The organism is Variovorax sp. RKNM96, assembly GCF_017161115.1.
Classification (GTDB): Bacteria; Pseudomonadota; Gammaproteobacteria; order Burkholderiales; family Burkholderiaceae_C; genus Variovorax.
The window spans coordinates 4,473,931-4,497,803 of the sequence record NZ_CP046508.1; the positions used below are offsets into that span (position 1 = coordinate 4,473,931).

Sequence of the window (23,873 nt, forward strand, 5' to 3'; positions counted from 1 at the left end):
CGAATCACAGGCAATGCAGCGACCGTCGGCCATGGCATTGACCTTGCATCCATCCGCCAACGTCCGGCCCTCCCCATGAAATCCCGCCACAAGCAGCCCACCACGTCTTCCACCCCGTTCATCCGCGTCGGCCCCAGCGGCGTGCACGGCCTGGGCGCCTTCGCGACGCGCGACCTGCCCGCGGAGGCCTTTCTCGGCCTCTACGAGGGCCGGCGCTACACGAAGCAGGAAATCGCCACCAAGGTCTGGGACGACCAACTCACCTACCTGTTCACGCTGTCGAACCACGAGACCATCGACGGCGCCAAGGGCGGCAACGGCACCCGGCACCTGAACCACGCCTGCGAGCCGAACTGCGAGGCGGTCGAGGAATACGACGAAGCCGGCGAGCTGGTGCTGAAGTTCCAGACGCTCGTGGCCGTGGACGCGGGCGATGAGTTGTTCATCGACTACTCGTTGACGGCGGACGACGGCTCGCCGCCGTCGAAGTACCCCTGCCATTGCGGCTCGCCGAACTGCCGCGGCACGATGCTCGCGCCCCTGGACGAAGCGGTGGAGAAAGACGTCGCGCCCGACGCCGCGCCCGCCCGGCCCTCGCCGTTCAGCGACCTGCCGTGGTGAGCTGAGGCGGCCTCAGTGCGACTCGGCCTTCAGGCTGCGCAGCTGCTCTTCGGCGCGTTCGAGTTCCGCGCGGAGCGTGCGGATTTCCATTTCCAGTTTCTCGATGCGCGCCTCGCGGCCTTGCGCGGGAGCCAGCGTCTTGCAGCGCGCCTGGAGTGTGCTCAACGCCTCGCCCAGTTGCTGCCTGCGCAGCATCTGGCCCCGGGAGCGGGCGAGCGCCATGTCGCGCTCGAGCACTGCTTCCTGGGCCTTGCAATCGGCACCGTCCACGGGCTCCGGCTGCGCCGTCTGTGCGAAGGCCGGCGTGGCGAGGGTCCAGGCAAGGATGAGGAAGAGGCGGTTCAGGCGCATGCCGCGAAGGTACCCGAACTTGCCGCCGCACGGGTGCTTGGCCCTATGCCACCCTGGCGATGCACTTGATCTCGATCAGCCAGTCGGCGCTGCCCAGCCGCGACACCTCGACCAGCGTCTGCGAGACCTGCGGCTCGCCGCCGAACATCTCGGCGCGGATGCCGAAGAGCGCATCGGCCTTGTCGAGGAAGCCGGCAATGTCGGTCACGAACAGGGTCTCGTCCACGATGTCGGCCATGGTGGCGCCGAACGAAGCGAGGACCTTGGCGACGTTCCCGTACGCCTTCCGGACCTGCGCCGCGATGTCGCCGGCGCCGACGGTCTGGCCGTCCTGGGTCACGCTCACCTGGCCCGAGAGATAGAGGGTGTCGCCTACCTTCACGCCGTCGGCGATGATTTTTTTGAAGGGTCCTTCGCGGACCACTTTTCTCGTTGCAGACATGCCGCTTCCTTTCGTTGAGTCGGCGGCAGTATCAAAGGGATCAGGCTTGCATCCATTGCCTGCGAACGATGCCCTTGACGGATCGAAGCCAATCGACGCGGCGCGAAGTGCGCGGTCGATTCCTGTGCTTCAAGCAGGCCGGCCGGCAGCCAGGTAGCGCGCTTGCCAGCGGGTGGCAAGCTGCTGCGCCCGATGCAGCGGCATGCGCGCCGCTTCGAAGTCGACCACGCAGGCGAAGTCCGCCGCTTCGGGCCGCGCGGGGCTCTCGCTGCTGCGGCCATCGGTGAGCAGCCACAGCCAGCGCTGCCGTGCCGCACTGTGTGCAAGCAACTGGTCAGCGCGCTGCACACCAAGCGCGAGCGGCGTGCCGCCGCCGGCGGCAATGGGCGCGATCCAGTCGTTGTTCCAGGCGCTGGCGCGGCGTGGCGGCAAGCGCAACTCGACCACCTCGCCGGCAAAGCACAGCAGCGCTACATGGTCGCGCCGCTGGTAGGCCTCCTCCATCAGCGACAGCAGCAGGCCCTTGGCGCGCGCGAGGTTGCCGTCGTTGCGCATCGAGGCGGAGCAGTCGAGCAGGAAGCAATGCAGCGCGCCGCTGCGGGCCTGCAGCGGGCGGCGGCGCAGGTGCTCCGCGCGCAGCGTGTCGGCGCCGCGGTTCGCCAGCGTGCGCGGCCAGTCGAGCGCGGCGCCCGGCGATGCGGCGCCGTGCCATGCGTCCCTTTGTCGGCCCTGCCTCCAGTCGCCCTGGCGCGCGCCAGCGGGTGCGGCGTCCCGGAGGCTCAGGCTTTTTTTGGGGCGGCCTGCTGTGCGGATTGCGAATGGATCAGCGGGCGCAGTGGCTTGACGCGCTCGATGCCGACAGGTTCGGGGGGCATGGCGCCCCAGTCCTGATCGCCGGCATTGTTCTGGCCTGCGCCGTTCGTGTTCGATGCGCGCTGGGTGTTCGGGGTGGTGGGTGCCGATGCCGCTGCCGCGCCTTCGGCTTCCGGCTTGCGCCGATGCAGCAGCACGGCTTCGGCCACGCGCTGCACGTGGTCGGCGGTGATGGCAACCGCACGCTCCCAGGCCGCAAGCGCGCGCGCCGAGCGCAGCATCACGAGGTCGGCGCGCAAGCCGTCGACCTGCGACGCGATGCACAGCGTGCCGACCGCTTCATGCACATCGTCGCCGTACGGCAGTGCCGATGCATCCGCCACGACGGCACGGGCGGCGACGAGCGCCGCTGCCAACTCAGCCTCGGCCTTTGCATGCTTCGCGCGAAAACCCTGCGGATCGGCATCGAACGCCAGCCGTGCACGCACGATGGCCTGCCGCTCGGCCGCATCCTCGATGTTGCGCAGCTGCACGCACAGGCCGAAGCGGTCGAGCAGTTGCGGACGCAGCGTGCCCTCCTCCGGGTTCATCGTGCCGACCAGCACGAAGCGCGCCGCATGCCGGTGCGAAATGCCGTCGCGCTCGACCACGTTGACGCCGCTGGCCGCTGCATCGAGCAGCGAATCGATCAGCGCATCGGGCAGCAGGTTGATTTCATCCACGTACAGCACGCCCCCGTTCGCGCGTGCCAGCAGGCCGGGTGCGAACTTGAGTTCGTGGCCTGCGAGTGCCTGCCCGAGATCGAGCGTGCCCACCAGGCTCTCGAGGCTCGCGCCCAGAGGGAGCGTGACGAAGGGCGCGCCCGGCAGCAACTCGGCCAGCGCACGCGCGGCCGTGGTCTTGGCCGTGCCACGCGGACCTTCGATCAGCACGCCGCCAAGGCCGGGGTCGACCGCAGCCAGCAGCAGCGCCTGGCGCAGTTGCGGCTGGCCCGTGATCGCGGCGAAGGGAAAAGGCACCGGCATCGGGGCGGCAGCGGTCATGGGAGCGTTCCTTCCATCTGCTGCTCCTGGTCGAGCAGCAGGTTTTCCAGCTGGATCTGGTAGTCGCCGGGCGACTGCCACAGGCCGCGCTGCATGGCTTCGAGCAGTCGACTCAGCATGTCGTGCAGCGCACGCGGATTGTGTTCGTTCACGAAATCGCGGGTGTCGGCGTCGAGCACGTAGGCATCGGCCACCATCGCGTACTGGTGGTCGCCGACCACGCGCGCGGTGGCGTCGAAGCCGAAGAGGTAGTCCACCGTCGCGGCCATCTCGAAAGCGCCCTTGTAGCCGTGGCGCTTGACGCCATCGATCCACTTCGGGTTGACCACGCGCGCGCGGATCACGCGGCTGATTTCTTCCTTCAGCGTGCGCACGCGCGGCGCCTGCGGGTTGCCGTGATCGCCGTGGTACATGGCGGGCTGATGGCCGCTCAGATGGCGCACGGCGGCGGCCATGCCGCCCTGGAACTGGTAGTAGTCGTTGGAGTCGAGCAGGTCGTGCTCGCGGCTGTCCTGGTTCTGCATGACGACGTTCATCGTGCGCAGGCGCCGCACCAGCGCATCGGCCGCGGGCACGCCGTCGCTGCCCTGGCCGTAGGCATGGGCGCTGCCGCCGACGTAGGCGTTGGAGAGGTCGTGGTCGGTATGCCAGTCGCCGTGATCGAACAGCGGCTGCAGGCCCGAGCCGTAGCTGCCGGGTGCGGAGCCGAACACACGCCAGCCGGCTTGCGTGCGCGCGGCTTCGGGGGCGAGGCCTTCGGCTTCGAGCGCGGCGCTTTCGCGCAGGATGCGGGCGCGAATCGGGTTGCGCTCGGCGTCTTCGTCGTCCTGCGACGCGACGGCCTGCACCGCGGCGTCGAACATCTGCACGGCATTGGGAAAGGCATCGCGAAAGAACCCCGAGATGCGCAGCGTCACGTCGATGCGCGGACGCCCGAGCCCCACCGTGGGCAGCACCTCGAAATCGACCACGCGCTGGCTGCCCGGCGCCCACTTGGGCCGCACGCCGATCAACGCGAAGGCCTGTGCGAGGTCGTCGCCGCCGGTGCGCATCGTGGCGGTGCCCCAGACCGACAGGCCCAGCGCCACGGGGTAGTCCCCGTGCTCCTGCAGATGGCGCTCGACCAGCTGCGCGGCGGACTTGAGGCCGAGCATCCAGGCGGTGGGCGTGGGGATGGCGCGCGTGTCGACCGCGTAGAAGTTGCGGCCGGTCGGCAGCACATCGGGCCGGCCGCGCGAGGGTGAACCGCTCGGGCCGGGCGGCACGAAGCGACCTTGCAGTGCGCGTGAAAGCTGGTGCAGTTCGTGCGGGCCGCAGGCGTCGAGCGCCGGTGCGAGGCTCCGCTCGATGCGACCCATCACAGCGGCGGTCTGTGGCATGTCGGGCGGGCACGCGTTCTCTTCCAGCAAGCGCTGTGCAAGAAGCTCCAGCCGCTCGCGCGTGTCACCGTGATGCCGCCACGCATCGGCACTCACCGATTGCAGCAGCGCCGGACGCGCGCCCTGCCACGGACTGGCTGCGTCAATGTCGAGCGGGTCGAAGACTTCGCCCGGCAGCAGGTCCTGCGCCAGCGCGCCCAGCAGCCCGGCATTCGCACCCATGCCATCCGCGGACGGATACCGCGCGAGCGCGAGCAGCGTGTCGCGCCGCAAGCGCGCCTCGGGTGAGGCGCCGAACACATGCAGCCCGTCGCGGATCTGCGTTTCCTTGAGCTCGCACAGGTACGCATCGACACGCGCGAGCACCGCGTCGTCCTCCGCGCCCGGCATGCCCAGTTCCTCGACCAGGTGCTGCGCACGCACGGCCGCGAGGATCTGCGCGCGCAGCACCTTCGCGCGCCGCGCATCGACCAGCAGCGCGTCGTAGTACTCGTCGACCTGGCGCTCCAGGTCCTGCAGCGGTCCGTGGTTCTCGGCGCGCGTGAGCGGCGGCATCAAGTGATCGACGATCACCGCCTGCGTGCGGCGCTTGGCCTGCGCGCCCTCGCCCGGGTCGTTGACGATGAAGGGGTAGACGTTCGGCAGCGGTCCGAGGATCGCATCGGGCCAGCAGGTCTGCGCGAGCGCGATGCTCTTGCCCGGCAACCATTCGAGGTTGCCGTGCTTGCCCACATGCACGACCGCGTCGATGGCGAAGACATCGCGCAGCCAGAAGTAGAAAGCGAGGTAGCTGTGCGGCGGCACCAGTTCGGCGTCGTGGTAGCTCGCGTAGTCGGCGGCGCCCAGCGCGCCGAGTGCGCGTGCGGGCTGGATGCCGACGAACACGTGGCCCAGACGCAGGCCGGCAATCATGAAGCGGCCCTGGCGCAGCATCGGGTCCTGCTCGGGCGTGCCCCAGCGCGCATCGATGGCGGCGGCCATGCCTTCGGGCAAACCTGCGAGCCGCGCGCGGTAGTCGGCGAGCGCGTAGCTCTGCCACGCGGGGCGCGCGGACCATTGGGCCGGATCGTTCGCGATGCCCTCCTGCAGCTTCTGCATCAGCGCATCGCCATCGGCCGGGATCGCGTCGTCGACCACGTAGCCCTCGGCCTGCATCGCACGAAGAATGGCGATCACCGAGGCCGGCGTGTCGAGCCCCACGCCGCTTCCGATGCGCCCTTCGCTGCCGGGGTAGTTCGCGAGGATCAATGCGATGCGCTTGTCGACCGCCTTCAGGCTGCGCAGCCGGCACCAGCGCCGCGCCAACTCGGCCACGAAGGCGATGCGATCCGGTTCGGGTTGATAGCTCACCACCTCGGTTTGCGTCAGCTCGCAGCGGTGCGACAGGCCCTTGAAGCTCACGGCACGCGTGATGATGCGGCCGTCCATCTCGGGCAGCGCGATCTGCATCGCGATGTCGCGCGGGCGCAGGCCCTGGCTGTCGGCCAGCCAGTCTTCGCGGTTGCCGCCACTCACGATCACCTGCAGCACCGGCGCATCGCCGGCCAGCGCGATGGCTTCGCCTGCGTCGTCCTGCGCGCCCTGCCCCAGCGCAGCGAAGGCGGTGGTGTTGAGCACGAGCTGCACATCGTGTTCGCTGCACAGGCCGCGGAATGCGGACAGGCACAGCGGGTCTTTCAGCGAATCGAGCGCGACGGGCAGCGGGTTCAATCCCTCGGCATGCAGCGCGGCTGCGAGCGCATCGAATGCCGCCGTGTTGCCCGACAGGAGGTGCGAACGATAGAAAACAAGTGCCACCACAGGCGCATCCGCATGCCACCCGGCGCGCAGATCGTCGATGCCGGCGACGGTGTGCGCCGCATCGATGCCGCGCGGCACATGCAGCGCGACCTGCGGCAAGCTGCGCGGCGGCAGCGGTGCCTCGCCATGGCCGAGGCCATGGAAGGCCACCGCGCGCAGGAACTGCATCGCATTGCCCGCGCCGCCCGCGCGCATGTACTGCCAGAGCTGGCGACACACGGCGCGCGGCACGGTGCTGCGCGCGAGCAGGTCTTCGTCTTCCTGCAGGTCGCCCGAGAACATCGCGAGCTGCTGGCCCTTGCGCTTCGCGAGCTTCTCGAGCTGCTGCAGCCCGTAGGCCCAGGCCGATTCGGCGCCCAGGTGATCGACCACCACCACGCGCGCATGCTGCAGCACCTCGTCGACATACAGGTCGAGCGAAGCGGGCTGGCGCAGGTGCATGAGATTGGCCAGCCGCAGCGACGGATAGCCGGGGTCGGTGGCCGCCAGCGCGGTGCGCGCAGCGGCAAGCAGCGCGAGCGTGGTGTCGGCCGAACTGAGCACCACGATGTCGCCGGGCGTCTGGTCGAGCCGGGTGACGACGCTGTCGTCTTCGACGAAGCGTCCGGGCTGGGTGCTCAGCAGATGCATGCGGTCAGGCCGGCACGGGGGCCACGCCTTCGAGTGCCTTGCGCAGCGCGCCTTCATCGAGGTCTTCGCCGATGAACACGAGGCGCGTGCGCTGCGCTTCGTCATCGCGCCAGCGGCGGTCGAAGTGGTGGTCGAAGCGGCGGCCCACGCCCTGCACCAGCAGACGCATCGGCTTGCCCGGAATCGCGACGAAACCCTTCACGCGGTAGATGGTGTGCTGCTCGACCAGCGCGGCGAGCGCGGCCAGCAGGCCCTCGCGGTCCACCGGCGGCAGGTCGATCACGAGCGAGTCGAACTCGTCGTGGTCATGGTCTTCCTCGTGGTCGTGGTGGCTCTCGCGCAGGTGGATCGTGGTTTCCGCCGCGCGGCCCTGGCCCAGCAGCAGCGCGAGCGGCAGCTTGCCTTCGGTGGCGGCGACGATCTTCACTTCGGGCGGCAGCTCTTCGCGCACCAGCGCCTCGACCTGTGCGCGCATGGCGTCATCCATCAGGTCGGTCTTGTTGAGCACCACGAGGTCGGCGGCCGAAAGCTGGTCTTCGAACAGTTCGTGCAGCGGCGATTCGTGGTCGAGGTTGGGGTCGGCGCGGCGCGCCTCGTCGACGGCCTCGGGGTTCTCGGCGAACTGGCCCGAGGCGGCGGCCGGGCCGTCGACCACGGTGACCACCGAATCGACGGTGAAGATGTTCGCGATGTCCGGCCACTGGAAGGCCTGAACCAGCGGCTTGGGCAGCGCGAGGCCCGAGGTCTCGATGATCACCGCGTCGATGTCGCCGCGGCGCTCGGCCAGCTGCAGCATCACGGGCAAAAACTCTTCCTGCACGGTGCAGCAGACGCAGCCGTTGGCCAGCTCGTACAGCGCGACTTCGCGATCGTTGCCTTCGCTGTTCTCATCCTCGCAGCCGATGCCGCAGCCGCGGAGGATCTCGCCGTCGATGCCGAGCTCGCCGAACTCGTTGACGATCACCGCGATGCGGCGGCCCTCGGCGTTGCCGAGGATGTGGCGCAGCAGCGTGGTCTTGCCGCTGCCGAGGAAGCCCGTGACGATGGTGACGGGGATCTTGGCGTTGCTGGAGGTCATGGAGAAATTCTTTCAGGCGCCGCGCATGCGGCGGAAATGGATGCCGTCAAGGCAGACATGCCACAGCACCTCGAGGCCCGCTCGAGGGTGCCGCGACAGGGCGAGGATCAGACGCCGCCGTACAGGCGGCGTTCGACGAAGACCGTGCCCTGCAGCCGGCGCCAGCCCTTGGCGGCGGCCAGCACGCCCAGGTCGACCAGCGGCTCGACCAGCACGACAGTCATGTAGGCGGCGCCGAAGCTGGCGATCTGGCCCAGGTTCTCCAGGCCCATGCCGCGCCCGTAGAGCGCCCAGAAACCGACCCAGAGCACGATGCCGCCCTGGTAGGCCACCGACAGCTTGAAGGCCTGCTGGTAGCTGATGTCCACATAGGCCACGTTCTCGGGAATGATCCGCCGCGCCAGCGCGGCCGTCGCGAACAGGGGCACCAGCAGGGTGGTGACGTTCATGCCGAACTGCGGGATGTCCTGCGGCTCGAAGAACAGGCCCTGGATGAGCAGCCCGCCCGCGAGGCCGATGGCTGCGGGCGCCAGCCCGAACACCAGCAGCAGGGTCGTGCCGAGGATCAGGTGCACCTCGGAGACGCCCACGGGATGATGCGGCAGCACTTCGAAGAAGCAGAACACCAGCGCCACGGCGATGGCCGAGCGCAGTGCCAGGGCGGCGATGCCGTCCTTCATGACGGTATCGAAGGCCACCTTGCCTGTGTAGGCCAGCGCGGCGGCAGCCGTCGCGTAGCTGAGGAAAATCTTGGATCCGTCGACTAGACCTGGTTCGATGTGCATCGAGCACCTCCTGAAGTGCACCGCAGTGCGAAAGTTGATTGTTGGTGGATGGGATGAATCACGCAAGCGCCGTCATGAACGCTGGAGCGCACGCTGCGCTACCGGCACGGCCGACGCCTTGGGCTTGCGCCGCAGCCGGCGCCAGCCGATCACCACGCCGCTCGCCGAGGCGACGGCGCCGATGATCGACAGCAGCCAGACGACGATGTCCCAGGCGGGGCGGTATTGGATGAGCCACGGAAAGTCGAGGCTGTGGGCCGCGTTGAAGAGCCAGCGGTTGAGCCGGGTGTTGCGGTTGCTGCTGCCCGCGACCTGCCCGCTCGCCGGGTCGATGTAGACCCAGCTGTGCGCGGCGTCGCCGAACTCGATGCGCCACACGGGCACGATGCGGTCGCGGTGGTGGCCGTACCAGTGGAAGTCTTCGCGCGTCAGCAGGGTGGCCTCGGCGACGGTGGCGCCGGGACGCAAGCGGGCGGCGGCGCGCACGATGTCGTCGCGGCCGATGGCAGCGGGCGCGCCGGTGGCGGCATCGACCACGCGCGTGCGCGCCTGTGCATCGCGCAATTGCCAGAACGGCTGGCCGTCGAACCACAGCAGGAGCGCTTCGCGCGGTGCGTTGGCGTCCTTCTCCACGGGCCGCACCGCCAGCGGCCACGCCACCGGCGACGCGCCCGCGCCCGCGCCCGCGCCCGCGCCCGCGCCCGCGCCGGTGTAGCGCGCCATCGCGGCCGCATCGACCGGATTGCGCTGAAACCAGCCGTTCGGGTTCATCGAGAGCCAGCCGCTCACGATCCAGGTCAGCACGAAGAAACCGCCGATCAGCCCCGCGATGTGGTGCCAGGCCATCCAGCCCGTGTAGGGCGTGACAGCACCGTTGCGAAAGCGCCGGCGCAGGCGAACGCGCAGGATGCCGATCACGATGCCCGTCACCGCCGAGACGATGCAGGCAGCCGACAGCCACACCACCACGTCGTGCCACAGCGGTGGATCGGCGCGAATCGGGGTGAAGTAGATCCAGTGCGGCACCGAGCCGAGCCAGTTCCAGAAGCGCTCGGAGCGCGTGGTGTCGCGCACCACCTCGCCGGTGCGCGAGGACACATAGAGCTCGGTGCCGGCCGCATCTCCGAGTTCGATGCGATGCAGCGGGCGCAGCGGGTTCAGGCCTTGCGGCACGGTCCACTGGTCGCGCTCCAGTGTCTCGGCCCAATGCGCTCCGCTCTGCCCCGAGAAAGCGCGCGCGATGGCTTCGGCGCGTGCGGCGTCGACAGGTCCCAGCAACTGGCCGTTGCGGGCCGACACCGCGAAGCGCTCGCCGCGCGCATCGACGATGCGCCACACCGGACCGGCATCGGGCGTGCCCTGCTGCATCTCCAGCGCGATGCGCCGCGGCGGCTGCGCACGCGCGGTGGCCGGCAAGGCCTCGAGCGCCGCCGATGGCGCGACGACCGCCTGTTCGAACTCGAGCGGTGCCAGGCCCGCGAGCCGTTCCTGTTCGGTGAGCGAGGGATAGCCCACGTACATCATCACCACGCCGGTGACGAACCACATCACGAACAGCAGGCAGCCGCCGATGCCCAGCCACCGGTGCGTCCAGTAGAGCCAGTGGCGAACCCGCGGCCAGGCGCGGCGCCAGACGCCTTGGTGGTGCGGTTTCGTGGGAGACATGGGCGCCTGGGTACTCAGAACTTCACGAGCGCCGAGACTTCGAACGCGCGTGGCCGGCCCAGCAGCCACTGGTCGCCGCCGTTCGAGAACGACACGGGGTACTTGCGGTCACCGAGGTTGAAGGCGCGCAGCACGAGCTTCAGCGACGGGTTGGCCTGCCAGCTCACGGACGCGTCGGCCACGGTGTAGGAGCCGATCTTGCGCGTGTTGGCATCGTCGACCTGACGCGAGCCCACGTAGCGCAAGCCCAGCCCGGCCTCCCATTGCGGCAGGAAGCGCCAGTTGAGCCAGACATTGGCCGAGGCCTCGGGCACCTCTTTGGGCGTGTTGCCCGCGCGCGAGATCAGCTTGCTGCCGACGCGCTCGTTGAAGTCGTCATACCGCGCGCGCAGCCTGGCGGCGTTGGCTTCCAGTCGCAGCGTGGACGTGAGCAAGAGGTCCAGCGTGGCCTCGATGCCCTGCGACGATTGCTGGCCGACCTGCTGCGAAACCGTCGGGTCGCTCGCATCGCGCGACAGCAGCTTGCGCTTCTGGATCTTGTAGGCCGCAATCGACCAGGCGCCGCGGTTGTCGGCGAGCTGCCGCTTGTAGCCCACCTCGACCTGGCGGCCGGTGGTGAGATCGAACTGCGATTGCGCGGTCGAGGTGGTGAGCAGCGAACCCAACGGATCCGCAGCGCGCGCGATCTGCCCATAGAAGGACTGCGCCGCATCGGGCGCATACACCACGCCCACACGGCCGGTGCCGTAGACGAAGGTGCGTTCGAAGTTGTTGACCGGCCGGGTCAGGTCGACACGGCTGACCCTGGCATGGTCCCAGCGCAGGCCCGCCACCACCGACCACCGGTCGTTGATCGCGAGCCGGTCTTCGGCGAAGAAGGCGTAGGTGCGGGCCTGCGCGCGGTAGCGCGGCAGGTAGGGCTGCGGCGATTCGTAGCGGCCCGGCGCGAAGAAGAACGGGTTCACCTCCGAGTAACCGCCGTAGGGCGTGTCGCTCGATCCGAGGAAATCGATGCGGTTGACGTCGAAGCCCGCGAGCACCTGGTTGGCCATGCCGAACAGGTCGTGGCGCCAGGCGATGTCGCTGCGGTTGCCGACCTGCTCCTGATGGTGGCCGATCTCCAGGTAGTCGTCGCGGCCGACAAGGCCCGAGTCGGGCATGTAGCCATAGACCTCGCTGTTGCGCCAGTGGCGCTTCGTCTCGAGACGGTAGAGCTGGTTGCGCACGGTGACGGCGCTGCTGGGTGTCCACACCGCATCCAGGCGGGTCCAGCTGTCGCGGTACTTGAGCTCGGCGTCTTCGGGGTTGTAGTTCTGGCTGAGGGTGCGGCGGTCGAGCCTGCCGTTGATCAGCGGCACGCCGTAGTAACGCTCGGGCGACTGGCGGCCTTCGTCGTGCGACAGCGTGATGTTCAGGTCGGGCGAGACGTCGAGCCGCACCGCCGCGCCGATCGCCAGGCTCTCGGATTCGCCGCGCGCCATGAAGCCGTTGGAATGCCGGTGGCTCACGTCGAGCCGGTACGAGAGGCGGTCGTTGATGGCACCGCCGCTGCCGAAGGCGATCTGGCGCGTGGCGTCCGATCCGAAGGAGATCAGCGCCTCGTTCTCGATCGGTCCGCGCGTGGGCTTCTTGGGCACGATGTTGACCGCGCCGCCGATCGCACCGTCGCCGTACATCACCGAAGCTGCGCCGCGCAGCACCTCGATGCGGTCGATGGACCAGGTGTCGAACGGGAAGGTCACGGTGCCGGCGCCCACGTAGAGGCGCGTGCCGTCGAAGAGCTGCATCACCGAGCCGTGGCCCGAGAAGCCGCGCGCTGCCATGGCGGTGCCGCCGTTGCCGGGGCTGGGATCGGCGGTGATGCCGGTGGCGCGGGTGACGGCATCCAGCACCGAGGCGTCGCCGCGTGCGCGGATGGTGTCGCCGGTCAGCACCTCGATGCTGGCCGGGGTCTCCAGCGGCGTGAGGCCCAGGCGGCTGCCGGTCTGGGTGGGCTCGTCCATCGCGAGCGGGGTGTGGCGGCTGGCTTCGACCTGGACCGGCGCGAGGCTGTTGTTATTGCAGCCGCTCGCCGCTCCACCCGACTGCGCCAGCGCACCGCTCGCGCCGAAAGCCAGTCCCAAACCCAACGAAAGACGTGAAAGGTGTGCCCACTGCAGCGGCGCACCCGTGCGATCGCGCGCCGGCGATGCTTGACCCATGTGACTTCTCCTCCGACCTGCGTCCCCGCAGGCTCCTGACCGAATGAGGACGTCGAGGGAGGCGAAAGAGGGCGGGCCGGTTCACGCGAGGGCGAAGCGGCATGCCCGGACCCGCACTCCCGCAGCGTCCGAAGGCGGTTGCGAAGGCCGGTATCCGGGCTTGCGGAGCGCTCCGATGGCACTGTGCGTGCGCATCGGAGCCGAAACCCTCGCCTTCCCACGCCGAAGCGCAGTGGCTGCCGATGCCGGAGAAGAGGCATCGACACGAGGGTTTCCAGATCCGCTGACCGTTGCGGGGGCAGCGCAGGAATGGACGCGTCCGTGAAGACGCAGCGCACCTGCTTCCCGTTTAACCCCCAGGCCACTGAATGGCATGCGGGGCACCTTCGAACCGTGTGGGTTGTTGTGTTGCCAAGAAAAGCTTACAGAACCCAACCGCCGGAATTATAGGGAGCGGCCCGTGGACAGGGCGTTGCGGCGGGTGTCGTGCACCGGCTTGCCGTCCGCGCCGAACAGCCGCCGCATCACTGCGACACCCGCCACCAGCGCGTTGGAATAGCTGGCATACGGCTCGTGGGCGGCCTCCAGCGGCTCGTAGACGTGGCGCTCGTTGTTGTCGGGTTGGCCGCCGTCTGCCTCTTCCATCAACACCCAATAGAACTCCCCCACTTCCAGTTCGTGGACGGTCAGCGCGATGTTTCTGGGCAAAGGCATGGGATGAGAGAAATGTGCGGGGGACAGGCGATCTCCTTTCTTTGAATGAATTGGCGGCTCGGGCGGTTGACAGCTCCCGGGCTTCTCCTACAGAGCGTTTGCGATGCGAGAACTAATGTTGTTGTAAGAAACCTTCAACCAGACCCCGGAGGCCCCATGAAGCACTTCACCCTTGAATCGAACATGCGAGCGAACATCGGCGGCGCCTTCTATCCGACCGGTTACTCGATGGTGATGTTCCCGAGCGCCGAGGACGCCGACCGGATCGGGCACCGGCTGATCGAAAGCGGCGTGAGCGGCGACGAGGTCTACCTGCTTCCCGCCGCGACGGTGCTGGCGGAAATCACGCCCACGGCAAGCGATGCCGACAATCCCCTGCCCTCCGCCGGCACCGAAGGCGCCACGGTGCGCGCCTATACCAAGCTCGCGCGCGAAGGGCACACGGCCCTCCTGGTCAAGACGAAGAACGAAGAAGCCGCGAACCGCCTGATGGAAGTCGTGCGGACCGTGCCGTATTCCATCGCACAGCGCTATCGCACGCTGGTGATCGAAGACCTTTAGACGCCTGAACGAGGTTCAGGCCGGCACGGCCATCGCGACCGCGCGCTGCACCACGTCGCGCGCCATGGCTTGTGCGAGTTCCTGCTCGCCGAGAAAGACGGTGACTGCCGCTTCCTGCGTGAGCAGCTTGGCTTCCTGCTCGTTGTGGCTGCGGATCACGGTCTGGATCGCCGGATTGAGCGTGCGGGCGGTCTCGATCATCTGGCGCACGTTCAGGGTGTCGGGCGTGGCCACCACCAGCACACGGGCGCGCGCCACATGCGCCTGGATCAGCACCGCTGGGTCGGCCGCATCGCCCCACACGGCGGCAATGCCGGCTTCGCGCAGCTTCTCGACGAGTTCGCGGTTCTGCTCGGCCACCACGTAGGGAATGTCGTTCGCCTCGAGTTCGGCCGCAATGCGGCGCCCGACGCGGCCATAGCCGACCAGCACCACCTGCTTGGAGAGGTACTTCGCCTCGGTGGTCATCGGCAGTTCGGCCAGCGGGTCGTCGCGCGACTCCAGCCCGCGTGCGAACGAGGAATGGGCATGGAGCCACTTCTGCATCGGTGCGATGAGGCTGAACCACAGCGGATTGGTGGCGATGGAAATCAGCGCGCCGGCCAGCACGAGGCTCTGCCCTTCGACCGGCAGCAGGCCGAGCGACACGCCCAGCCCGGCCAGGATGAACGAGAACTCACCGATCTGCGCCAGGCTTGCGCTCACCGTGAGCGCCGTGCCCAGCGGATAGCGGAACACCAGCACCAGCGCGCAGGCCGCGAGCGACTTGCCCAGCACGATCACCCCCACCACCGCGAGCACCTGCAGCGGGCGGTCGATCAGCACCGAGGGATCGAACAGCATGCCCACCGACACGAAGAACAGCACCGCGAAGGCATCGCGCAGCGGCAGCGATTCCTGCGCCGCCCGGTGGCTGAACTGCGACTCGCGCATCACCATGCCGGCAAAGAAAGCGCCCAGCGCGAACGACACGCCGAACAGCGCCGCCGAGGCGAAGGCGATGCTCACGGCAGCGGCCACCACGCACAGCGTGAACAGTTCGCGCGAACCTGTGCGCGTGACCTGCCAAAGGATCCAGGGGAACACGCGCCGGCCCACCACCAGCATCAGCGCGACGAAACCACCGACCTGCAGCAGCGTGAGGCCCAAGGTCTGCCACAGCGGATCGGCGGGTCCGCCGCCGTTGTCGGGCGTGCCACCGAGCGCGCCGGCCAGCGGCGGCATGAGCACCAGCACGAGCACCATGGCCAGGTCTTCGACGACGAGCCAGCCGATGGCGATGCGGCCGGTGAACGAATCGAGGATGCCCAGGCTCTCGAGCGCGCGCAGCAGCACGACCGTGCTGGCCACCGAGAGCGCCAGGCCGAACACGAGCGCAGCGCCGGGACTCCAGCCCCACCACAAGGCAAGGCCGCCGCCAAGGAGCGTGGCAACGGCGATCTGCGCCAGTGCACCAGGCAGCGCGATCTTTCGCACGGCCAGGAGGTCGTCGAGGGAAAAGTGGAGGCCGACGCCGAACATCAGCAACATGACGCCGATTTCGGCGAGCTGCGCGGCGATGCCCGCATCGGCCACGAAGCCGGGAGTGAACGGGCCGATGATCACGCCCGCCAGGAGGTAACCCACGAGCGCCGGCAGCCGCAGCTTGGCCGCCAGGAATCCGAACACCAGCGCCAGGCCGAGGCCGGCGGCAATGGTGTTGATCAGGGAAACGCTGTGGGGCATCGCTGCATTTTGCAGGAACGATGCCTACCCTTTTATTTCACACGGCCTTCCGGGGGAGCGCCGTTCAGCGGGGGGAATTCACCCCGCCATCTTGCTGTCGCGGGCGCCTTCCAGCACTTCGGGCTCCTGCGCCTCGACCCAGGTCTCGTTGTTCAGGCCCGCCTGCAAGCGCTCGGTGTCGAGCTCGTTGGTCCACTTGGCCACCACGATGGTCGCCACGCCGTTGCCGATCAGGTTGGTCAGCGCGCGAGCTTCCGACATGAAGCGATCGATGCCCAGGATGAGCGCGAGGCCCGCCACCGGCACATGGCCCACCGCCGACAGCGTGGCCGCCAGCACGATGAAGCCACTGCCCGTGACGCCTGCCGCGCCCTTGGAGGTGAGCAGCAGCACCGCGAGCAGCGTGATCTCCTGCACCAGCGTCATGGGCGTGTTGGTGGCTTGCGCAATGAACACCGCCGCCATCGTCAGGTAGATCGAGGTGCCGTCCAGGTTGAACGAATAGCCGGTCGGGATCACGAGGCCCACGCAGGTCTTGTTGGCGCCCAGGTTCTCCATCTTTTCCATCATGCGCGGGAGCACCGATTCGCTGGAGGACGTGCCCAGCACGATCAAGAGCTCTTCCTTGATGTACTTGATGAACTTCCAGATGCTGAATCCGTGGAACCGCGCAATGAGCCCGAGCACCACGAAGATGAACAACAGGCACGTCAGGTAGAACGTGCCCATCAGCTTGCCCAGCGAGAACAGGCTGCCCACGCCGTACTTGCCGATGGTGAAGGCCATGGCACCGAAGGCGCCGATGGGCGCGAGCTTCATGATGTAGTTGACGATGCCGAAGAGCACATGCGAGCCCTTCTCGATCACGTCGAACACCAGCGTGCCGCGGCCGCCGAAACGGTGCAGCGCAAAACCGAACAGCACCGCGATCAGCAGCACCTGCAGGATCTCGCCCTTGGCGAAGGCATCGACGATCGTGTTGGGGATGATGTTGAGAATGAAATCGACCGTGCCGGTCATCTTGCCCGGGCCGGTGTACGAGGCGATCGCCTTGGTGTCCAGCGTGGTCGGGTCGATGTTCATGCCCGCACCGGGCTTGAGCACGTTGACCAGCACGAGGCCGACCACCAGCGCGATGCTGCTCACGATCTCGAAGTAAAGGAGCGCCAGGCCCCCGGTCTTGCCGACCTTCTTCATGTCTTCCATGCCGGCGATACCGACCACCACCGTGCAGAAGATGATCGGCGCAATGATCATCTTGATGAGCTTGATGAAGCCGTCGCCCAGCGGCTTCATGGCTTCCCCGGCAGCGGGATAGAAGTAGCCCAGCAGCACGCCGATGATCACCGCGGTGATCACCTGCACGTAGAGGGAGCGGTAGAGCGGTAGCTTCTTGGCGGGTGTGTTTGTTGTGTGTTCCATGACTTGCCTCCGGAAGGGGTTGAAGACTGTAGGGTCCGTATCAGGTGTTTTCCATTCGTAGAAGCCACATCCTGCAAATGAAAAAACCCGCCGTAGCGGGTTTTTCGATCAGGTCGCGGTCAGCATGCTCAGTGCATGTGCAGGCCGCCGTTGACCGAGAAGTCGGCCCCGGTGGAGTAGCCGCCTTCGTCGGTGGCCAGCCACGAGATGATCGAGGCGATCTCGCTCGGCTCGCCCAGGCGCTTGACCGGAATGGTGGCCACGATCTTGTCGAGCACTTCCTGGCGGATGGCCTTGACCATGTCGGTGCCGATGTAGCCCGGGCTCACGGTGTTGACCGTCACGCCCTTGTTCGCCAGCTCCTGCGCCAGCGCCATCGTGAAGCCGTGCATGCCGGCCTTGGCCGCCGAATAGTTGGTCTGCCCCGCCTGGCCCTTGGCGCCGTTGACCGAGCTGATGTTGATGATGCGGCCCCAGCCCTTTTCCACCATGTCGCCCACCACCTGCTTGGTGACGTTGAACATGCTGTTGAGGTTGGTCTCGATCACCGCGCTCCAGTCCTCGGGCGTCATCTTGAGGAACATGCGGTCGCGCGTGATGCCGGCGTTGTTGACCAGCACGTCGATGGGGCCATGCGCAGCCTTGGCGGCGGAAAAAGCCTCGACGGTGGATTGCCAGTCGCCGACATTGCCGACGGAGGCGTGGAACTCGAAGCCTTCGGCTTTCTGTTCGGCCAGCCATTTGGCGTGGTCGCGCGTGGGGCCACAACCGGCGACCACGGTGAATCCGTCTTTGTGCAGACGTTGGCAGATGGCTGTTCCGATGCCACCCATGCCTCCGGTGACATATGCAACTTTCTTGCTCATGAAATTTCCTTGATGTTTGCTTGGCAAAAGCCTGAACGGCCGCCTTCACTCTAGCCATTTTCACGCCATCGACCTCTGAGGAAAACACTGAGCCAAGCTTGCAACCAGCTGTCACGGAGCGCTGCAGAGATGCAACCTATATGCTCAGCTCTGTACGCTCTTGCTCACGCATTGCCCTCAAGGAGTTCGAAAGTATGAATTTCGGGATCATCGTATTCCCCGACGTCGAGGAACTCGATTTCGTCGGGCCTTGGGAAATGCTCACCATGTGGAGCAAGCTCGCCGCGGGTCCGCAGAACTGCCTGATCGTCGCCGAGAAGCGCGAGCCGGTGGTCTGCGCCAAGGGCCTTTCGGTCAATCCGCACGTGTCGTTCGCCGACTGTCCGCCGCTCGACTACCTGCTCGTGCCCGGCGGCATGGGCACGCGGCGCGAGGTCGACAACCCCGCGATGGTGCAGTTCCTGGCCGCGCAGGCGCCGGGATGCAAGGCGCTGCTGTCGGTGTGCACGGGCGCCTTCGTGCTGCATGCGGCGGGGCTGCTCTCCGGCAAGACGGCCACCACGCACTGGGGCTCGCTCGATCGCCTCCGTGCGCTCGGCGACGTGAAGGTGGTCGAACAGCGTTTCGTGCAGGACGGCGACGTGTGGACCTCGGCCGGCGTCTCGGCCGGCACCGACCTGATGCTCGCCTTCATTGCCCACACCGCCGGCGAGGAAGCCGCCGCCAAGGTGCAACTGCAGGCCGAGTACTACCCGGCGGACACGGTCTACGGCGACACGGCGAGCCATGAGCGCGCGCCAGCGTATGTGCGGCAGCCGGGTGGCAAGCTGCGAAAGACGCCGTGAGCGCAGCGCCCTCCCCCGGTCTCGAGCCGCTGTCCGTGCTCGCCGCCCGCGTCGGTGAGACGCTGCGCGAACGGCGGCAGACGGTGGCGGTTGCCGAGTCTTCGGCCGGAGGCCTCGTATCGGCGGCCCTCCTCGCCATTCCCGGTGCGTCTGCCTTTTTTCTCGGTGGCGCGGTCGTCTATTCGCGGCGCGCCGGCAAGGCACTGCTGGGGCTCACGCGCGAAGACATGGGTGACATGCGCGGAGAAACCGAGCCCTATGCCCGATTCATCGCAGCCCGCATCCGCGAGAGCCATCGCGCGACCTGGGGCATCTGCGAAAGCGGCGCGGCGGGGCCGTCAGGCAGCCCTTATGGCGATGCGCCGGGTCGAGTCTGTCTGGCCGTGGCCGGCGGGTCGGGGTCGGCAGCCGAGAGCCGCACCGTCGAAACCGGAGGCAACGACCGGCCCATGAACATGACGCTGTTCGCGCGCCACCTGCTCGCACTGTTCGACGAGATCCTGCACGCCGAGAGCAGCTAGCAAGATGCCTCCCGCTCTCGAACAAGCTCCCCCACGGCATGCCCGGACAAGATAAGAGCGCATCAGGCGTCGGGGGCGTCACAGGGCAGCACCGGGAGCGTGTTCCTCAGCCCGGGTTGCAGACCCATTTCCAATGCATCTGGACAAGCGTTCTGCCGGACTCGCATACCGGGGATGTCGCCATCGTGCCGGACGGGTGCGTCGATCTGATCTGGCGAGCCGGTCGACTGTGGGTCGCCGGACCCGATGTCGTTGCCGCCCGCCCCGTCCTGCCACCCGGTGCGCGCGTGCTCGGCGCGCGGTTCCAGCCCGGCGCGGCGCGCCATTGGCTGGGTCTGCCGCTGTCGGAAATCGTGGGTCAATCCGTCGAACTGGCCGACCTGCGGGGAATCTGGGCCAGAGACTTCGCGAGCCGCATGGAAGAGGCGGAATCCGTTGCGCGACAGGCGCAGGTGTTTCAGGACCTGTTGATGACAATGCCACAGCCGTTCGGCGGGCCGGACAAGAATGCCTCGGCGATCTTCCGCCTTGCAGCGTTGCCATCGCGAGACGAGGGCTCGGTCGCAGCCAGCATGCGCGAGCGACTGGGCATCAGCGAACGCACGTTGCTGCGCCATTGCCGCGATCATTTCGGCTATGGGCCCAAGACACTGGAGCGCATCCTGCGCTTCCAACACTTCCTGTCCGTGGCCCGCGGGGCCCAAGACGCCGGTCTCGCCATGCTGGCGATCGATGCCGGCTACGCCGACCAGTCCCATCTCGCCCGTGAGGTCAAGGCACTCTGCGGCATGACCGCTTCAGCCTTGCTGCACCACATCCATCATCCAGCGGGTGCTGCCGACTGACCGTTTTGTTCAAGACCCCGGATTGCAGCCAGACGATCATGGCGGCCTTTCATCAAACCCCAGGACAAGCACATGGCAACCAAGAGCCGAGACCGGCAAATCGACAACATCGAGTTCAACGTCGCCGACATCGCGCGCAGCAAGGCGTTCTACGGTTCGGCATTCGACTGGACTTTCACCGACTACGGACCGACGTACAGCGAGTTCAGCGACGGCCGGCTGACCGGTGGATTCACCACGGGTGAAGCCGTGCGCCCAGGCGGGCCATTGGTCATCCTTTATGCGGATGATCTCGCCGAGACGCAGTTGCGCGTCGAAGCGGCGGGCGCCACGATCACTCGACCGGTCTTTGCCTTCCCGGGCGGGCGCCGCTTCCATTTTCGGGATCCGGACGGGTACGAGCTGGCGGTCTGGTCGGTGCCATAAAACGCACCGGCGCAGGCCACCCCTCGACCAGGGAAAACCTCAATCCGCCTGCACGCCCGCAGCGCGGATCACCTTGCCCCACTTGTCGATCTCCGCCGCGAGGTGCGTGCGCAGGCTCTCGGACGTGACCTTCTCCATCGGCACGGCCTCGGTGCTCAGTTCGGCAAAACGCTTCTTCACCATGTCGTCCTGCAGCGCGACGCGCAAAGCCGCATTGAGCTTTTCCATCACCGCCGGGGGCGTGCCCTTGGGCGCATACACGCCGTGCCACACCTTCACGTCGAAGCCCTTCAGGCCCTGCTCGTCCAGCGTCGGAATGTTGGGCATGCTCGACAGGCGCTGGGGCGTGGTCACGCCGAACACCTTGACGCGCTGGCCGTCCTTGATGACCGGCGCGGTCTGCGTGGTCTGGTCGCACAAGAGGTCGACCTGCCCGCCCATGAGGTCGTTGAGCGCCGGGCCCGCGCCCTTGTAGGGCACCGTGGTGAGCTGCACGCCGATCTGGTGCGCGAACAGGAGGCCGCACAGCTGCGACACCGCGCCGATGCCGGCGTTGGCAAGCGTGACCTTGTCCTTGTTGGTCTTCACGTAGGCCAGCAGCTCCTGGAAGTTGTTGGCCGGGAAGTCCTTGCGCGAGAGCAGCGTCATCGGCACGTCCATCACCTGGCCGACATATTCGAAGTCTTTCAGCGGGTCGTAGTTGAGCTTCTTGTAGAGCGCGGGCGCCGTGGCCATGCCCATGTGATGGATCAGGATGGTGTAGCCGTTGGGCGCCGCCTTGGCCACACGCGCCGGGGCGATGGTGCCGCCAGCGCCCACGGTGTTCTCGACGATCACCGGTTGGCCGAGCGACTTGGCCATGGGAATGGCCAGCATGCGAGCCACGACGTCGGTGGGTCCACCGGCCGAGTACGGCACGACCATGGTGATGGGCTTGTCGGGCCAGTGCGCCTGTGCGGCGGCTGGCGATTGCGCGGCCACGAGGCTTGCGCCCAGCGATACCGCCAACAGGGTTCGTGCTTTCCAGTTCTTCTTCAGGTTCATTTCTTTGTCTCCTAGGTTGTTGGATCTGTCTTCTTCGTTCGGAAATCAGGGCGGCGACTGCGCATCGAGCGCGAGCAGGCGTTCGGCGAGGCGGACCACCGGCGCATCGACCATGCGGCCATCGAGGCTGACGACGCCGCCGCCTGCGGACCCGATCGCGTCGATCACGCGGCGTGCCCATGCGAGCTCCTCAAGGCTCGGGCCGAGCGCAGCGTGCACCGGGGCGACCTGGTCGGGGTGGATGCACAACTTCGCCCCGAAGCCGCCGCGGCGGGCGCGTGCCGTGTCGATGGCGAGGCGCTGCGCATCGCGCCAATCGACCGTCACGCCGTCGATGGGTGCGGGCAGGCCGGCGCGGCGCGTGGCCAGCAGCAACGCGAGGCGCACCGGCACCAGCTCGGCTTCGTCCGCATCGCAGGCGAGGCCGACATCGGCCTGGAAATCGAGATTGCCGAAGGCGAGCCGGAGCACCTGCGGCACGGCAGCGAGTTCATCGACTGCCGCAAGGCCCGCCGCCGATTCGAGGAGAGGGATGAGCAGGCCTTTCGGTCCGACGGCCTCGGCGAGCAGCCGCAGATCCTCGGCGCGCTCGGCCTTGGGCAGCACCACGCCAGCGATCAGGCCTTGCGCAACCCACGCGGCCACAGCCTTGCGGTCGTCGTCGTACCACGGCGTGCCGCTGGCGTTGATGCGTACCAGCAAGCGCTGGCGACCCGCACCGGGTAGCGCTGCGAAAGAGGCCACCAGCCCTTCGCGCGCCGACATCTTGCGCTCGGGCGCCACCGCGTCTTCCAGGTCGACGATGACGCCGCCCGTACCTGTAGCCAGCGCCCGCGCATGGCGCTCGGGCCGGTCGGCGGGCACGAACAGAAAGGTGCGCGCCAGCGCGAGCGGCGATTTCAAACCGCCCTCGCCTCGCGCAGCGCCGCGATGTCCGCGTCGCTCCGCCCGAGCCCGCGCAGGATCGCCTCGGTGTGCTCGCCGACGGCAGGAATGGCATCCATGCGGTAGTCGAACGCGCTCTGCCGCCCGGCCGGCAGCAGCGCCGGAATGTCGCCCGCCGGCGACCCCACCTGCCGCCAGCGATCGCGCGCCTGCAATTGCGGATGCGCCCAGAGCCCGGCCATGTCGTTCATGCGCGCGTTGGCGATCTGCGCGGCGTCGAGGCGCTCCAGCACCTGCGCCGTGCTCAGCGCGCCGAAGGTCTCCACGATGATCGCGCGCAGCGCCTCGCGGTGTTCGTTGCGGTGCGCGTTGCTGTCGAAGCGCGCATCGGTCGCGAGCCCCGCCTGCAGCAGCACCTTCTCGCAGAAGGTGCGCCACTCGCGCTCGTTCTGCAGGCCCAGCATCACCGTGCCGCCGTCGCCCGCGGGGAACGGACCGTAGGGGTAGATGGTCGCGTGCGAGGCGGCGCTGCGCGGCGGCGGCGGCGCGCCTTCGTAGGCGTAGTACATCGGATAGCCCATCCACTCGGCAAGCGACTCGAGCATCGACACATCGATGTGCGAGCCCTTGCCGGTCTTGCCGCGCTGGAGCAGCGCCGCGAGGATCCCGGTGTATGCGTACATGCCTGCCGCGATGTCGGCGATGGAGTTGCCCGACTTGCACGGGTCTTCGGGCGTGCCGGTGACCGAGAGGAAACCCGCTTCGCTCTGGATCAGCAGGTCGTACGCCTTCTTGTCGCGGTACGGCCCGTCTTCGCCATAGCCCGAGATGTCGCAGACGATGAGCCGCGGATGCTTCGCCTGCAGCACTTCGGCGCCGAGCCCCATGCGCGCGGCCGCGCCGGGCGCAAGGTTCTGCACCAGCACGTCGGCATCGGCGACCAACTCCTGCAGCACCGCGAGCGCGGCGGGTTGCTTCAGGTCCAGCGTGAGGCTTTCCTTCGAGCGGTTCACCCAGACGAAGTGCGAGGCTTCGCCGCCCACGCGCCCGTCGTAGGCGCGCGCGAAGTCGCCCACCTCGGGCCGCTCCACCTTGATGACGCGGGCGCCGAGGTCGGCCAGTTGCCGGGTGCAGAACGGCGCGGCAATTGCGTGTTCGAGCGAGATGACGGTGATGCCGTCCAGGGGTCTTGTCATGTCTGTGGGTCTTTC

22 protein-coding genes and 1 riboswitch are annotated in these 23,873 nt (G+C 67.8%); of the genes, 6 read left to right on the forward strand and 16 right to left on the reverse strand.

Annotated elements, in window-relative coordinates; all coding sequences use genetic code 11:
• Nucleotides 1-75: 75 nt before the first annotated feature.
• Nucleotides 76-621, forward strand: a complete 546-nt coding sequence (locus tag GNX71_RS20630; RefSeq protein ID WP_206174051.1) for an SET domain-containing protein-lysine N-methyltransferase — start codon at nt 76-78, stop codon at nt 619-621.
• Between the two features lie 12 nt (nt 622-633).
• Here the strand turns inward: GNX71_RS20630 and GNX71_RS20635 are convergent, their stop codons facing one another.
• From GNX71_RS20635 to GNX71_RS20680, 10 genes are all read right to left on the reverse strand, one after another.
• Entirely contained in the window at nt 634-972 is a 339-nt protein-coding gene (locus GNX71_RS20635; protein ID WP_206174053.1) for a DUF1090 family protein, read from the reverse strand.
• 43 nt (nt 973-1,015) lie between these two features.
• A complete protein-coding gene (locus GNX71_RS20640; RefSeq protein ID WP_206174055.1) occupies nt 1,016-1,414 on the reverse strand; it encodes a RidA family protein in 399 nt (132 codons plus the stop codon).
• A 129-nt stretch (nt 1,415-1,543) separates the two neighbouring features.
• Nucleotides 1,544-2,038 (reverse strand): VWA domain-containing protein, encoded by a 495-nt coding sequence (locus tag GNX71_RS20645; protein WP_346776873.1) that lies wholly within the window; start codon nt 2,036-2,038, stop codon nt 1,544-1,546.
• A 155-nt stretch (nt 2,039-2,193) separates the two neighbouring features.
• A complete protein-coding gene (locus GNX71_RS20650; RefSeq protein ID WP_206174057.1) occupies nt 2,194-3,270 on the reverse strand; it encodes an ATP-binding protein in 1,077 nt (358 codons plus the stop codon).
• A complete protein-coding gene (gene cobN, locus GNX71_RS20655) occupies nt 3,267-7,079 on the reverse strand; it encodes a cobaltochelatase subunit CobN (protein WP_206174058.1) in 3,813 nt (1,270 codons plus the stop codon). Before cobN ends, GNX71_RS20650 begins: the two co-directional genes overlap by 4 nt.
• Before the next feature lie 4 nt (nt 7,080-7,083).
• Nucleotides 7,084-8,157, reverse strand: a complete 1,074-nt coding sequence (gene cobW, locus GNX71_RS20660; protein WP_206174060.1) for a cobalamin biosynthesis protein CobW — start codon at nt 8,155-8,157, stop codon at nt 7,084-7,086.
• Between the two features lie 107 nt (nt 8,158-8,264).
• Nucleotides 8,265-8,942 (reverse strand): energy-coupling factor ABC transporter permease, encoded by a 678-nt coding sequence (locus GNX71_RS20665; protein ID WP_206174061.1) that lies wholly within the window; start codon nt 8,940-8,942, stop codon nt 8,265-8,267.
• Nucleotides 8,943-9,014: 72 nt separating this feature from the next.
• On the reverse strand, nt 9,015-10,607 hold the full coding sequence (locus GNX71_RS20670; protein ID WP_206174063.1) for a PepSY domain-containing protein: 1,593 nt from the start codon (nt 10,605-10,607) through the stop codon (nt 9,015-9,017).
• 14 nt (nt 10,608-10,621) lie between these two features.
• Nucleotides 10,622-12,808, reverse strand: coding sequence for a TonB-dependent siderophore receptor (locus GNX71_RS20675; protein ID WP_206174064.1), 2,187 nt, complete (start codon nt 12,806-12,808; stop codon nt 10,622-10,624).
• Between the two features lie 127 nt (nt 12,809-12,935).
• Nucleotides 12,936-13,211: riboswitch (cobalamin riboswitch) on the reverse strand.
• A 41-nt stretch (nt 13,212-13,252) separates the two neighbouring features.
• Nucleotides 13,253-13,522 (reverse strand): hypothetical protein, encoded by a 270-nt coding sequence (locus tag GNX71_RS20680; protein WP_206174065.1) that lies wholly within the window; start codon nt 13,520-13,522, stop codon nt 13,253-13,255.
• Between the two features lie 156 nt (nt 13,523-13,678).
• Here GNX71_RS20680 and GNX71_RS20685 point away from each other — a divergent pair, with 156 nt between their 5' ends.
• Nucleotides 13,679-14,083 carry a hypothetical protein gene (locus GNX71_RS20685; RefSeq protein ID WP_206174067.1) on the forward strand — a complete coding sequence of 135 codons (405 nt, stop codon included), beginning with the start codon at nt 13,679-13,681 and terminating at the stop codon, nt 14,081-14,083.
• A gap of 15 nt (nt 14,084-14,098) precedes the next feature.
• Here GNX71_RS20685 and ybaL read toward each other — a convergent pair whose 3' ends face one another.
• The 3 genes from ybaL to phbB all read right to left on the reverse strand — a co-directional run bounded on the left by ybaL (nt 14,099) and on the right by phbB (nt 18,096).
• Nucleotides 14,099-15,808, reverse strand: a complete 1,710-nt coding sequence (ybaL, locus tag GNX71_RS20690; RefSeq protein WP_206174068.1) for a YbaL family putative K(+) efflux transporter — start codon at nt 15,806-15,808, stop codon at nt 14,099-14,101.
• A gap of 78 nt (nt 15,809-15,886) precedes the next feature.
• Nucleotides 15,887-17,230 (reverse strand): dicarboxylate/amino acid:cation symporter, encoded by a 1,344-nt coding sequence (locus GNX71_RS20695; RefSeq protein ID WP_206174069.1) that lies wholly within the window; start codon nt 17,228-17,230, stop codon nt 15,887-15,889.
• A gap of 128 nt (nt 17,231-17,358) precedes the next feature.
• Nucleotides 17,359-18,096 (reverse strand): acetoacetyl-CoA reductase, encoded by a 738-nt coding sequence (gene phbB, locus GNX71_RS20700; protein WP_042579370.1) that lies wholly within the window; start codon nt 18,094-18,096, stop codon nt 17,359-17,361.
• Between the two features lie 194 nt (nt 18,097-18,290).
• Between phbB and GNX71_RS20705 the strand changes: the two genes are divergently transcribed.
• The 4 genes from GNX71_RS20705 to GNX71_RS20720 all read left to right on the forward strand — a co-directional run bounded on the left by GNX71_RS20705 (nt 18,291) and on the right by GNX71_RS20720 (nt 20,733).
• Nucleotides 18,291-18,941: a DJ-1/PfpI family protein gene (locus GNX71_RS20705; protein WP_206174071.1), complete on the forward strand. Its 651-nt coding sequence runs from the start codon at nt 18,291-18,293 to the stop codon at nt 18,939-18,941.
• On the forward strand, nt 18,938-19,462 hold the full coding sequence (locus GNX71_RS20710; RefSeq protein ID WP_241027000.1) for a CinA family protein: 525 nt from the start codon (nt 18,938-18,940) through the stop codon (nt 19,460-19,462). Before GNX71_RS20705 ends, GNX71_RS20710 begins: the two co-directional genes overlap by 4 nt.
• Nucleotides 19,463-19,500: 38 nt before the next feature.
• Nucleotides 19,501-20,307, forward strand: a complete 807-nt coding sequence (locus GNX71_RS20715) for a helix-turn-helix domain-containing protein (RefSeq protein ID WP_206174072.1) — start codon at nt 19,501-19,503, stop codon at nt 20,305-20,307.
• A 72-nt stretch (nt 20,308-20,379) separates the two neighbouring features.
• Entirely contained in the window at nt 20,380-20,733 is a 354-nt protein-coding gene (locus GNX71_RS20720) for a VOC family protein (protein ID WP_206174074.1), read from the forward strand.
• Between the two features lie 39 nt (nt 20,734-20,772).
• On the opposite strand, the gene GNX71_RS20725 is transcribed toward GNX71_RS20720, so the two are convergent.
• Genes GNX71_RS20725 through GNX71_RS20735 form a run of 3 tightly spaced genes read right to left on the reverse strand, consistent with a single transcriptional unit; the run spans nt 20,773 to nt 23,858 of the window.
• Nucleotides 20,773-21,777 carry a tripartite tricarboxylate transporter substrate binding protein BugD gene (locus GNX71_RS20725; protein WP_206174076.1) on the reverse strand — a complete coding sequence of 335 codons (1,005 nt, stop codon included), beginning with the start codon at nt 21,775-21,777 and terminating at the stop codon, nt 20,773-20,775.
• A 45-nt stretch (nt 21,778-21,822) separates the two neighbouring features.
• The gene (locus GNX71_RS20730) at nt 21,823-22,680 is read right to left on the reverse strand and encodes a CoA ester lyase (protein ID WP_206174078.1); all 858 of its coding nucleotides are present in this window, start codon (nt 22,678-22,680) and stop codon (nt 21,823-21,825) included.
• Nucleotides 22,677-23,858 carry a CaiB/BaiF CoA-transferase family protein gene (locus GNX71_RS20735; protein WP_206174079.1) on the reverse strand — a complete coding sequence of 394 codons (1,182 nt, stop codon included), beginning with the start codon at nt 23,856-23,858 and terminating at the stop codon, nt 22,677-22,679. Before GNX71_RS20735 ends, GNX71_RS20730 begins: the two co-directional genes overlap by 4 nt.
• Nucleotides 23,859-23,873: the final 15 nt, after the last annotated feature.